The 12809-nt window shown below is 41.0% G+C and carries 10 protein-coding genes; 8 read left to right on the top strand and 2 right to left on the bottom strand.

The window, feature by feature from the left end:
* Positions 1-548: 548 nt before the first annotated feature.
* Positions 549-2003 (bottom strand): right-handed parallel beta-helix repeat-containing protein, encoded by a 1455-nt coding sequence (locus PLK24_RS03560; RefSeq protein ID WP_324476393.1) that lies wholly within the window; start codon positions 2001-2003, stop codon positions 549-551.
* Positions 2004-2404: 401 nt separating this feature from the next.
* Between PLK24_RS03560 and PLK24_RS03555 the strand changes: the two genes are divergently transcribed.
* From PLK24_RS03555 to msrB, 7 genes are all read left to right on the top strand, one after another.
* Entirely contained in the window at positions 2405-3166 is a 762-nt protein-coding gene (locus tag PLK24_RS03555) for a DUF2087 domain-containing protein (RefSeq protein ID WP_324476392.1), read from the top strand.
* Between the two features lie 15 nt (positions 3167-3181).
* A complete protein-coding gene (locus PLK24_RS03550) occupies positions 3182-3523 on the top strand; it encodes a GIY-YIG nuclease family protein (RefSeq protein ID WP_324476391.1) in 342 nt (113 codons plus the stop codon).
* Between the two features lie 536 nt (positions 3524-4059).
* Positions 4060-5178: a sugar ABC transporter substrate-binding protein gene (locus PLK24_RS03545; protein ID WP_324476390.1), complete on the top strand. Its 1119-nt coding sequence runs from the start codon at positions 4060-4062 to the stop codon at positions 5176-5178.
* A gap of 155 nt (positions 5179-5333) precedes the next feature.
* Complete coding sequence (locus tag PLK24_RS03540; protein WP_324476389.1) at positions 5334-6101, top strand: SDR family NAD(P)-dependent oxidoreductase; 768 nt, start codon at positions 5334-5336, stop codon at positions 6099-6101.
* The gene (locus PLK24_RS03535; RefSeq protein WP_324476388.1) at positions 6095-7615 is read left to right on the top strand and encodes a sugar ABC transporter ATP-binding protein; all 1521 of its coding nucleotides are present in this window, start codon (positions 6095-6097) and stop codon (positions 7613-7615) included. The genes PLK24_RS03540 and PLK24_RS03535 overlap by 7 nt, the downstream gene beginning before the upstream one ends.
* A complete protein-coding gene (locus PLK24_RS03530) occupies positions 7612-8655 on the top strand; it encodes an ABC transporter permease (RefSeq protein ID WP_324476387.1) in 1044 nt (347 codons plus the stop codon). Before PLK24_RS03535 ends, PLK24_RS03530 begins: the two co-directional genes overlap by 4 nt.
* 226 nt (positions 8656-8881) lie before the next feature.
* A complete protein-coding gene (gene msrB / locus PLK24_RS03525) occupies positions 8882-9967 on the top strand; it encodes a peptide-methionine (R)-S-oxide reductase MsrB (RefSeq protein ID WP_324476386.1) in 1086 nt (361 codons plus the stop codon).
* A 75-nt stretch (positions 9968-10042) separates the two neighbouring features.
* Here msrB and PLK24_RS03520 read toward each other — a convergent pair whose 3' ends face one another.
* Positions 10043-12613 (bottom strand): zinc dependent phospholipase C family protein, encoded by a 2571-nt coding sequence (locus PLK24_RS03520; RefSeq protein WP_324476385.1) that lies wholly within the window; start codon positions 12611-12613, stop codon positions 10043-10045.
* A 16-nt stretch (positions 12614-12629) separates the two neighbouring features.
* Between PLK24_RS03520 and PLK24_RS03515 the strand changes: the two genes are divergently transcribed.
* The coding region (locus PLK24_RS03515; protein ID WP_324476384.1) for a hypothetical protein at positions 12630-12809 on the top strand (180 nt) is incomplete at its 3' end.

Here is a 12809-nt window from a genome sequence, read left to right as displayed (position 1 = left end):
TGAGGATCTCATTTTTTATTCGTATTCTTTATCCTTTTCTTAGGAGAATCAGGAAAAACTGAAAACTTCCTCCCCGCCGCGAAAGCAGCACCACTCCAAAGAGGGGAATTGTTGAATCCATTCTTTTTCTTTTTTGTTTGATCGCTTTTCATTTATTCCGATATTCTCAAGATAAAAAGCACAAAATAAAACCAAAAAATTTGAGAAATGGTTATGAATCCTCAGATAACATAGGCTTGGGCATCGTGGGAATATTACGAACTCACTACTAAGCTTGCAGGATAAAAAATGATTAAGAAGTTTGAATCCATAAAAAAACACGGGCCCCAACGAACTTTCCAACCTTTTTATCACCAGAAAATTACTTTTCCAGTAATTCGCGGGTCAAACCCCCTTTCTCTTTCTTTTAGAGAAAAGAGTTTTTCGATATCCACCCGTTTCGAGCTTCTATCGATTTCAACCCTGACGGCTTTCCTATTCCTCGGAACCCGTGGTAGAAATATACTACCATCTTTTATTCAAATTGTCAACAATTATGACTAAATTTTCTATTTTATAACCACTTCAAATTCATAAGCACCCAAATCATATCCCTTCCCTTGGGGGCGTGTTTTACCATCCAAATCGACAGATGGAGCATTATCAGAAGTCCCGGCATCTCGGGCTGGACTTTTTTCCTGGATATGATATCCGCCGCCGTTTTTACCGCGAGAAGGAGCAGCAAAAAGTGGATCCTCGGCGATGAAACCTTCAATTAATTGAGCGCCCTTTAATTCCTCAATGGAATATTCTTTCTCTCCAAATCTTAAAACTATTTTCTCATCTGGTCGATAAATCAAATTATGGGAGGCCTTAAGAGAAATATTCCCCCCGATATTAACTGGTTGAGCCCCACAAACAACAATATTATTATTAAACAAAAGCTCTCCATTCTCCGGTTTTTGGGACACTCCAACTTTTAAAGGGAATCCCTGGTTTTCTGTAGGGATATCAATAGTTACATTCACGATTTTAAACGTTGCATTTTCACCAGCCATTTCATCAATAATTATCCCTGAACCAGTGGAATTCTTAGAGCTTTTCCCTCCCACTCCATAAATGAGGGTATTCATGACTATCCCATCTTGACCACCCATTACAATTCCATTTTCATTATTGTTGTCAACAATACATTGTATGATTCGATTCACTTTGGCTCTGGTATAAAGCCCGTTTCCTAAATTCTGTTCAAATATTGAGTTGGTTATTTCAATAGGACCAACCGACGAACCAATCCACAAACCATCAAAGGTGTGTTCATTACTGGGTTTTTTTGAAGCTGGATAATGACCACTATAGGCAAATTGACTATCACGAATAGTTACCTGGTTCCACCCGTCTCCTTGGAAGTTTTTACCGACCATTGCTTCCTTTCCACAATACTCAATCTTGCTCTGAATTATTTCTATTCCATAAGCATCAGACATGAGAATGCCATTCCCGTCAATGTGATGGATGAAAAGGTCTTTAAAAATCAGATTTTGGACTACACCACCTACCACTCGTATGGCATTTTGAACTACCGATCCCTCATCGTTGGTGAATTCAAGATTTTCGATTCGGAGATTACTCTTACCTGAAAGGTCAATAATAGCCGGACATTTATCTCTTCCCATGAGGATCGGCTTGTTTCCCGCTTCGCCCTTGATGGTAATCCAGGAAGAGGTAGTCCCCGATGCTGGTTTAATTTGATTTTCTTCCTGATTGTCGATCTGGTATTCTCCGCCTAAAATAATCAGAGTATCACCTGGTTGAAGTTGTCTTGAGGCATACCCGGGGGTTTTCCAGGGATTTTCTCTGTTTCCCGAATTGTTGTTATCTCCCTCTGGGGAAACGTAGTAGGTGCTTCCTGACTTCCCACTTAACAATCCCGATAGCTGTCCGATATTTCCAATACATCCTGAAATAGTAACGATCATCAACAGTATTATCATGACCAGATAAAAACGATTATAAACCTTCATAGATTCATTCCCTCGAAAAGATCACAATTTTTATTTCGGCTTCTTTTCCGGTTCAATTCTACCAAACTCGTTTCAAAATGAAAACGCCCTTTTTAGAATAGTCCTTCCTGCTTTTTTATTAGATAATGTTAAATTCCAACAATCGACATGACAAGGTATATCGAATCTTTGGTTTTCACACTCATCTGGTGCCACAACGTGGCATGATGGTCTTTTCTGAAAATATCATCAAATAAATTCCCCCATTGAGGGAGAATTCAGGGGTGTACCTTTCCAACTTTTTTGATCACTTTTCAATTCATTTAACCACCGCTTATTTCATTTACAGATCTTGACAATAAAATAAACATATTTATAATATATCTACAATATTTTAAATATTTTAAGGATGTGTTTATTCAATGAGTGATTCAGAATTATTTTGGAATGCCTCCATAACCGATTTAAAACGAGGATTTTTGGAACAAGATAAATATTTCACTTGTCTCCTTTGTGGCAAGGAAATTGAAAAAGGAATTATTTACTCTGATTCTGGGACGCTTTACGAAGCCGAAAAATTTATTGAAATCCATATTCTTAAAGCTCATCATTCAGTATTTGATTATTTAATTAATTTAGATAAAAGATTGACCGGTTTGACCGATCACCAAAAGAAATTACTCGATCTTTTTTACCAAGGAAAAAACAATAGTGAGATACAAAAGGAAATGAATATTGGAAGCGTCTCAACCATTCGTAATCATCGCTTTCAGTTTAAAGAAAGAGAACGCCAATCCAAATTATTTTTAGTTCTTATGGAAATCTTAAAAGAAAAAGATCAATTCGCACCGGTTTTTTTGTCACTCCATAAAAATGCTAAAATCGTTGATCAGCGGTACAATGTTACCGAAGAAGAAAAAGAAAAAATTATAAAGAATTTTTTTTCTAAAGAGACCATTGGTCACTTGAAAGCCTTTCCGGCCAAAGAGAAATACAAATTGATTATTTTAAGAGAATTTGCTTCTGATTTTAAAAAAAATCGGAAATATGATGAAAAAGAAGTCAATCAAATCATTAAGAAACGATATACCGATTTCGTAACCATTCGGAGATACCTTATCGAATATGGTTTTATGGAAAGAAAACCCGATGGAAGTCAGTACTGGTTGAAAGAAGGATTATAAAGAAGAGGGATGCTTATGGATCACAAAAAGGAAATAAAAAGACAATTTAAAGAAAGTAAATCGGTTGCCGGTGTGTATCAAATTAAAAACACTCAAAACCAAAAAGTATTCTTAGGAAGTACGCTTAATCTTAAAACTTTAAATGGAAAAACCTTCCAGTTAGAAATGGGGAGTTACCCCAATAAAGCTCTTCAAAAAGAATGGACTGAGTTTGGTAAAGAGGCTTTCGTAGTTGAAGTGCTGGAGGAATTAAAACCGAAAGAAGACGATTACACCGCTCCAGCCGATGCTTTGAAAAAACTTGAAGAAAAATGGCTAGATAAACTTCAACCTTACGGAGACCGAGGGTATAACTAAAAAGTGCATTTTGTGAGGAGGGGGTTATAGCTCTCGCCCCCCTCTCCCCCTCAGCGTTTTCTGCCAATACTCCCTCTCTTCCACTTAACATATAACTTCTCTCAACAGCTATTTCATTTTCATTGACAACGTCTACGACGGTGATATAATTTAAGTGGTAAAAATGACTTTACCACTTAAGCCTGTTTTCTCTGTTATTATGGTTTCAATCGCATCATAGAACCAAATATTTTGAGGAAAATTGGAGGGGTATTCTGAAAACAATATAATCCATCAGATCAAGATTTCAATGATATTCTGCTAAATCGTTCCAGCGTTCCGAGGTCAAATTACAAATCAGCATGACTATTCCTTGAAGTTTTATTTCTTAAGTAGTACAGAATAGCACCTTTATGAAGTTTTATCTTTATTCTTATACCACTCATTTTTTCTTTTTAAAAAATTCATTCTTTAAGAAAGGAGGGAAAAACCAGAAAAAAATCAGCCAATAGAAACCTTGGTCACTTTTTATCTTTTTACCATTTAAGGAGGGCAATATGTTTAAAAAAATTTTTATCAGTTTGCTTATTATCCTCGTTTTGAGCGGTGGAGCTTTAGCAGCTGATATTCCGAAAATCACCATCGGTTGGACTCCACCCGATATTACTGGTGTTTTTAAAACTGCTACCGATTTCTTTGAAGCATCGGCTCGACAAGCAACCGAAAATGGCATACCAGTAGAAATCATTACCCGTTCTCCAGCTTCACACATCGAATTCGCCAGCCAAATAGCCATTATTGAAGACTTTATTCAAAGAAAGGTTGATGTCATTGCTATCTCCCCTATCGAAGTCGAAGTCGTTAAACCAGCTCTCATAAAAGCCATAGAAGCTGGAATACCAGTCGTTGTGGTTAACCTTCTCGAACCAATCGAAGGGGTTGATGTTGATTGTTACATCGGTTTTGATAATACCATTGCCGGAACAGTATCTGCTTATGCAGTCATTGATTATTTTGGTGGGCCGGGTATCTTAGGTGAAGGGGAAAAAATCGATATTTCCGAATCAACCTATTTAGACTTAGAATTTTGGCAAAATCTCTATACTCCCGAAGTCATAGCCGGCTTACAAGATCTAACTTTGAATGGTGCGATCGTTGAAGGAATTGCCGGGGGATTTTTCTCCGTAGCTCGTTTAAGAGGCTTCCATTCAGTTATCGACCAATTCCCCAAAATAAAATTTGTCACCACTCTTCCAGCCGACTGGAATCGTGAAAAAGGGATCAAAGTCACCGAAGATATACTCTCGGCCAATCCCCAGGGAACGCTCGATTTTATCTGGGCAGCATCAAATGAAATGGGTTTAGGAGCAATGCTCACCAGTGAAAGAATGAATCGTCCGGAAGTGAAAATATTTACCAATGACGGAACGCCTGAATCAGTGGAAAGAATACGTGAAGGCCGGCTCATTGCCGAAACCTGGCATGGATTCCCAGAATGGGGTTGGTACGGAACTAAATATGCTGTGATGTTGGCGCTTGGTTTAAAAGATATGGTTCCTCAATTCTTTGACATTCGACCCAGAATTGAATGGCAGGGGAATGCCGATAAATTTTATCCCAATCCCGAATTAGAACCTATCGATTGGAATGCCATCAAAGAAGCCTATCAAAAATAATTGTCTCTTATAAAGAGCTGCTCCCCTTCATTCTTGAGACAATCATGGCTCTTTTGAGTACTAATCCATAATACCACTCAATAAAAGCTATGATTGTCTTTTTGTTTCAGTAATTGGGTGAAAAAAAAAGGAAGAATTGAAAGGAGGATAAGAGAATGGATTTAGGCTTTCAGGGAAAAATTGTAGTTATTACCGGAGCTGCTGCTGGAATCGGCTCGGCTGCTGCTGAGTTGTTTGCCCAGGAAGGAGCCAAAGTCATGATTGCCGATCTGGACAGCAATCGAGGGAAAGAAATCGAGAAAAAGATCCAGGATCACTCAGGGTATGCTGAATTCCACTTAGTCAATATAACTCGGGAAGAAGAAGTTCAAAAGATGATTCATTCCATCATTGCATCCCATCATCGAATTGACATCTTAGTCAACAATGCCGGGTTATATGCTCACGGAGATGCTTTATCCTTCAATGAAGAAATTTGGGAGAAAATCGTCTCGGTCAATATTAAAGGGGTCTTATGGTGTATCAAGCAGGTGGGACTGCAAATGGTTAAGCAAAAACGGGGAGTAATCGTCAATGTTGCTTCCGAAGCAGGATTGGTTGGAATCGCCAATCAGATTGTTTACAACCTCACCAAAGCCGCGGTTATCTCAATCACTCAAAGCTGTGCTATTGATTTAATCCCTTACGGCATTCGGACCAACTGCATTTGTCCGGGAACAACTCTCACCTCGCTGGTAGAAGCATCCCTGGCACAAGCGAGCGATCCCTTCTCCACTCGTGAAAAATTAGAAAACAGCCGACCTATCCAACGGTTGGGAAAACCAGAAGAAATCGCTGCTGCTATTCTCACCCTCAGCTCCGAAGTAATTGGTTATGCTCATGGAACCATCATGAATGTTGATGGAGGGTACACCATATGGTGAACCCTGAACCTACCCCATCCCTGGTTATCAAAAATGTCAGCAAAAAATTCCCTGGTGTAGAAGCACTGAAAAATATCAATTTAGATATTTACTCTGGAGAGATTCATGCCATTTTGGGAGAAAATGGTGCCGGGAAAAGTACCCTCATGAAAATTCTGGTGGGCATTATTCCCCGGGATTCTGGTGAAATATTACTGGAAAATAAAAGCCTCCATTTAGAAAACCCTCGGCTTGCTCTTCAAGCTGGGATTGCCTTGGTCCATCAAGATTTATCCCTCCTTCCCTATCTCTCGGTTGCTGAAAATATCTTTTTAGGCCGATGGCCCAAAAAAGGTATTAGTATCGATTGGGAAAGTATGATCGAAACCACCAACCAACTTCTCAATCGATTTCAAGTGAAAGTTGACCCCCGAACTCTGGTCGGTACTCTTTCGGTCGCTGAACAACAGTTGATTGAAATCTTAAAAGCCATCAGCCATTCCCACGTTAAAATTCTCCTCCTCGACGAGCCGACTTCAGCACTGAGCGGAGAGGAAATCAACCGGCTTTTTCAAATTTTATTGGAAATTAAAAGTGAGGGAAAATCGATAATTTTTATTTCTCATAAAATTGATGAAGCAGTGAAAATCTCTGACCGAATTACGGTTTTAAAAGATGGTGAAAAGGTAATCACCGATACCAAGCTAAATCTCGATGAAAAAACCATTATTTACCATATGACCGGTAAATATATAGATTTAGATAACTTCCGCCATACTCCACCCGTAAAAGAAAAAAACATTGCTTTATCTCTCGAAGAGGTAGGAACTAAATTTTATAAGAAAAAAATCAGTTTAAATATTTATCAGGGTGAAATTCTAGTCGTTTTTGGTTTAATGGGTTCGGGGAAAACCACCTTAGCTCGAGGACTTTTTGGTTTTGAAACCTTAGAAGGAACCATCCGTTTATTCGGAAATCCGGTTATTATCAATCATCCCAAAATCGCCATCCACCTTGGAATCGGCTATATCCCTGAAGACCGCCGTTTTGGCCTGATTTACGAATTACCCGTTTATGCCAACATCACTTTGGCGATACTCAAAAAAATGATTCGAAACGGTGTTCTTCAGATCAAAAAAGAACATGAGGTTGCCAAGCATTACGTTCACGCTCTACAAATTAAACCTCCGAATATTTTCCGTGAAATTCTCTATTTAAGCGGTGGTAACCAACAAAAAGTTCTTCTTGCCCGTTGGTTGGCACGAGAACCCAAAATCCTGATCATGGACGAACCAACTCGTGGGATCGATGTGGGAGCCAAATTTGAAATCCGTAATTTTGTCAAAGAGATGGTCCGGGAAGGTTTAACCGTCATTTATATCACATCGGATCCTTTGGAAGCCATTGAAATGGGGGATCGGATAGTTGTGCTTCGAAACGGACAAATAGTGACCACCTTTAATAATCCTCTGGGATTAGATAAATCAGAAATTTTAGCAGCCGCCAGTGGAGTTCATTATGGGAGGGAAAAATGATGGATAAGAATCATTTGACCAAGAATGAACAAAAAGAGAGAGTTTTATTACCATCTTACCAACCTGGGAATCTGGTACGTCTGGTTCTCCTAAAGGGTGGTTCTTTAATCGGCTTGATTGGCTTAAGTGCTTTTTTTGCCTTATCATCTCAACATTTTCTTACTATCAGTAATGTGCTTAATATTTTCCGTCAGGTTTCCGTCGTTTTAATAGCCGCCTGTGCCCAAACCATGGTGATCATTTCTGCCGGTATTGACCTTTCGGTAGGACCTCTGATAGCTCTGGGAGGAAGCGTCGGTGCGGTCGCCATGAGTTACTGGGGATGGGATTTTCTTTCTGGTGCTTTTTTGGGTGTTGTCATTGCCATGCTAGCGGGTTTTACCAATGGAATTTTAATCGCCAAAGGAAAAATCCCCGATTTCATCGGTACCTTAGGTATGCTTGGTGCTTTCCGGGGTGTGGCTTTATTGATTACCGATGGATTGCCGGTTCCCTCTCACTTCACTGCAACTGCTTTGAAAGGATACCTTCCTCCAGCACTAGTTTGGTTGGGAGCCGGTGACATCTTCCAAATCCCGGCACCGATGATCATCGCTCTTATTATGATAGGAATCACCTGGTTTATATTGATGCGAACCAGTTTCGGCCGCTCTATCTATGCGGTTGGCGGCAACAAGGAAGCTGCCCGTGCTTCGGGCATTAACGTCGAATGGACCAAAATTTGGGTGTATGGCCTATCCGGTCTCTATTGTGGAATTGGTGGATTAGTTCTCACCGGACGGATGAACTCCGCGAATGCTTTGATGGCTGAAGGTATCGAGCTTCAGACCATTGCTGCAGTTGTCATTGGAGGAACCAATCTGTTTGGCGGCCAGGGAACTATATTTGGAACTTTTATCGGTGCCATTCTGATGGGAGTGCTGGCAAACGGCTTAAACCTTCTTAATGTTGAACCCTTCTGGCAACGGGTCATCAACGGAATCATCATTGTCTCCGTGGTGATCTTTGACCAATGGAGAAGAAGAAAACTCATTTCGTAAAAAAAATTACCTTTCTTCTATCAATGAATAATTTTTTGGTATCATCCTGAGCGGCTCTCTTTCGCGCACGCTTCTTATTCTTTTGATTTTTTTCTCCCCCTCACCCCCTCATTCCCTCTCCCCCTCGGAGCTTTCTGTCAATACTCTCCCTTAAGGAATAAAAAACCAAAAAATTCATTACACAATATTAAAAGAAATTTCGCAGATAATGAATGAGGTGATCAACATGAAAGGGCTCCTGTTTGCATTACTTATCATTTTGCCCTTTATTTTTGGAAGTTATACATTAGCACAAGAATCAAATCAGAATCCCTCGAAACTGGAAAAAGCTACCCTGGCAGGTGGTTGTTTCTGGTGTTTGGAGAGTGCCATGGAAAAACTGGAGGGAGTCATCGAAGCCATCTCTGGCTATACCGGAGGCCATACCGAAAATCCCACTTATGAGCAAGTCAGTTCGGGAACCACCGGCCATTATGAAGCGGTTGAGGTTACTTTTGATCCAAAAAAAATATCCTATCGGGAAATCTTGGACGCCTTCTGGAAAAGTATCAATCCGACCGATCCCTTTGGTCAATTCGTTGATCAGGGTTCACAATACCGAACTGCCATTTTCTACCACAACCAAGAACAGAAAACTATCGCCGAGCAGTCAAAAGAAGATTTAGAAAAGTCGGGAAAATTCAATGATCCCATTGTAACCGAGATTCTCCCGGTTTTAGTTTTCTACCCGGCCGAAGAATATCATCAGGGTTACTACAAAAAGTCCAATAATCGCTACGAAGTCTACCGTTCATTTTCCGGACGGGATCAATTTCAAGAAAAATACTGGAAGGATGATGAAAACGTGACCGAAAATCAAGATAAATTCGCTAATTACCAAAAGCTAACTCCCGATGAGCTTCGGAAAAAACTTACTCCTCTTCAATATGAGGTCACTCAGGAAAATGCTACCGAAATGCCGTTCAACAATGAATTCTGGGACAACAAAAAAGAAGGCATTTACGTGGATATCGTTTCCGGCGAACCACTCTTCAGCTCTCTCGATAAGTTTGAATCCGGAACCGGTTGGCCGAGTTTCACTCAGCCTCTTATTCCAGAGAATATTGCAGAAAATACCGACAGCAGCCACTTAATGAAGCGAACTGAAGTCCGCAGCAAATATGCCGATTCTCACCTTGGGCACGTTTTTGATGACGGACCTCTGCCAACCGGACGTCGTTATTGTATCAACTCAGCCGCTATGCGCTTTATACCCAAAGAGGATTTAGAAAAAGAAGGGTACGGAGAATTCATCAAGCTCTTCGAGAAGTAATTGAATGACTTTACCCGCCCTGCGGGGACCAAAACACCCGCAGGACGGTACAACCCCCTCCATTTTCCACTTCAGTTATTTCTCTTCTCTTTGTTCGCGACTATTTTGGTCTGATCGTTCGGAAGTTTCGGAAAATATAACGTAGGCAAGCAGGACCGAGTCTTTCTTTACTGCAATATGGTGTTTGTCGGGAGCCGGCCATTCGATGGTCACCATGAAGCTTTGACCTTGTGAAACCATTTGTTTAATGAGCGAGTGTTCGATCGCATCTGAAGCCGGATAGCCGATCCCTACAGTGTTTTCCGGATATTTAGGCCGGAAGGTATTGACTAGGTAGAGAGTGGAACTCCCCAACATATTGCCATTGAGATCAAAAATTTTCACTTTGGGATTCGAGGTATAACCACTTCCTCCATTCACTTGATTGGTCACTAGTAAAGAAAAATTCAAGGCAGCAGCTTTAACCTTGACTGGTTCTGATTCAAGCTTAAAAGTCCAGGAAGCGCGGTCACCCGTCTGGGTGAGCCAAGTCCACCCATAGATAGGACCATTTCCTAAAGTATTAAACGAGAACGGTTGAACCGTAACGAAATCTCCTTCCTGGAAATACTGTGATAATCCAGATTCTTCTTCTTCCCTTTCTTCTTCTCCTTCTTCTTCATTTCCTTCTTGATCTTCTTCCTCATCAGTTACCACTGATGACAACACAAAGCTGATTTGCTGATAGTCTCCTGGTTGAAAGGTTACAGGTTTACTCTGGCTGATATATCCTGGTGCATCAACAGCGACACTGGAAGAAAGTTCTCCCTCACAACCCAGAGCGGCATTCATAAGTCGATAATCTCCTGGATTGGCCAGGGAGATCGAATATTCGGTTCCAACCATGGACACCTGGGCATTATTTACAGCATCACCATTGCTGTTGGTCACCATGACTCGAAGAGAAAAAGTCGGTGGTTGAATGACTGGAAGGATAAAATGAACACCGCTTCCCTCATTGAGAGTCAAGGAAACAATCTGGATTCCCGGGTTATATCCGGTTTTCTCGGCTTGAATTTCTACTGGAGCGAACTGATCGGTTCCGGATATTTTATTTAATATGACACCTTGCAATAGATAACTCCCATCTGACCCAGTTGTGGTGGTAAAAGTCGTGTTCGGTATTCCAATTGTCACGGCTGCTAATGGTTGGTTACATTCATCCTTGACAATACCAGAAATGGACGTAGTTAGGGTGACTGGGATAGAGTCTGGACCGGAACCAGGTGGGAGAATCGGATAGCGAGCGATGGACATCGTTATCTCAGCTCGATCTTGGCTATCGGAATTCTCTCCTCGAGCAAATACCTGAGTCTCATTTCCAACGGCAGTTGCATTCACGTCACCGGATACCGTCCCATTAGCTATATTGTATGTAATATCAAGATCACTCCCTCCGCCGGGGTCGATGTCGGCATGGTCGTCAGAACTTACGGTATCCTCATCCCAGAGGCTAATTTCCACTGGAATACTGGTCGTTCTGGAATAGAACCATACCGGATAAAACCAGTTGTATTCAGAGAGGATATTCGGATTGGCATCATCGCAACCTTCAATCACCCCAGAAGTTGGAAATTGCCGATAACCCATTCTGATTTTCACATAAAAATCAGCATCATCTGGACAGTCGAGATACTTCCCACATCTTGAACCAATGGCTTTCACTCTGGTAATTTTTAAGACTGAAACCATGAAGGATTCGTTCTTCCAATTTTCATAAAATCGGCGCATCAAACCGGCACATACCCTTTCCGCCAGTGGCAGAACAATATTAGCAACCGGCAGGAAATACTGAGGTCCGGTATCTTGATATTTAATATCATGAATATATTGTACTGATTGCTGTGCAGTATAGGTGCAGAAATCACTGGGAATCCAATCATTATGATAGATCCCCCCCATGGTTGCATGAACAATTAGTCCTTCATCAAGAAAAGTATCGACCGCATCTTCATAAACCCCGTGAGTGGTTTTTTCCGAAGCATCGGCATTGATGGTGAGTTCTTCTCCCAAACGATCTTGATGGGCTCCGATATTAGTGGCATGGTGAGGAACCGCAAGATCGGAAAGGACATGAAGAGCATATCCCATATATTTCATTGCCAATTCCGGACTGTTATCTCTCATGGCTTGCACCGCTTGGGCGTAATACCAGTTGCACATGTCGGTCGCGGCGGCATGTGGACCCCGAAGGGTGGAGACTTTCCAATCAAAGGATATGCCTTCCGCCGCACTGTAATCAGAAGTTAAATAAAAACCCTTGCCAGTGGAAGGTTCATAAAAATGAGAAAAATAATTCCTCCCCAGGGTCACACCCAGATAACTGAAGGATCCTCCCTGGTCAGCTTGATAGGCTCCCTCGTAAAGCTGCAACAAATACTGGTTGTAAGTATCAGCCATGGTCGCATTACCATCGTTTCTTAAGACATCAATCGCTTTGAGGATAATAGTGCCATGACCATTGGGATTTTCTACTTCGGTATGGGCATCGTTAAACCGGGGTGGACTGTAAGAATAGGCAGGAGAAATCAATAAAACCAATATGAAAAGACCAACAGATATTCCAAAATAAAAAACAGATTTTTTTGAAAATATTCTATTTTTCACTTTTCCCCACCTCTCTTTGTCATCAATTATACCTCAATCAACCAATAATGAAATCATCCATCATCCTGAGCCTTCTTCTCTTCTTTTTTTCTCTCTCTCGCCCCCTCATCGTCTTTTGCCGATGATTCTCCTCGTTCCTTTGAGCGTGAAAATCTCATCAACCCAATCCGTCATTGCGAGGAACGAAGTGACGTGG

Source organism: Atribacter sp., assembly GCF_035418125.1.
In the GTDB taxonomy this organism is placed as follows: Bacteria; Atribacterota; Atribacteria; order Atribacterales; family Atribacteraceae; genus Atribacter; species Atribacter allofermentans.
Note: the sequence above shows the minus strand (reverse complement) of the source record. Positions and strands in the feature narration are given on the sequence as shown.

Coding starts and splice junctions, on each gene's coding strand:
- PLK24_RS03530 (WP_324476387.1), top strand. CDS start 7,612: ATGATGGATAAGAATCATTTGACCAAGAATGAACAAAAAGAGAGAGTT.
- PLK24_RS03545 (WP_324476390.1), top strand. CDS start 4,060: ATGTTTAAAAAAATTTTTATCAGTTTGCTTATTATCCTCGTTTTGAGC.
- PLK24_RS03555 (WP_324476392.1), top strand. CDS start 2,405: ATGAGTGATTCAGAATTATTTTGGAATGCCTCCATAACCGATTTAAAA.
- PLK24_RS03550 (WP_324476391.1), top strand. CDS start 3,182: ATGGATCACAAAAAGGAAATAAAAAGACAATTTAAAGAAAGTAAATCG.
- PLK24_RS03560 (WP_324476393.1), bottom strand. CDS start 2,003: ATGAAGGTTTATAATCGTTTTTATCTGGTCATGATAATACTGTTGATG.
- PLK24_RS03540 (WP_324476389.1), top strand. CDS start 5,334: ATGGATTTAGGCTTTCAGGGAAAAATTGTAGTTATTACCGGAGCTGCT.
- msrB (WP_324476386.1), top strand. CDS start 8,882: ATGAAAGGGCTCCTGTTTGCATTACTTATCATTTTGCCCTTTATTTTT.
- PLK24_RS03535 (WP_324476388.1), top strand. CDS start 6,095: ATGGTGAACCCTGAACCTACCCCATCCCTGGTTATCAAAAATGTCAGC.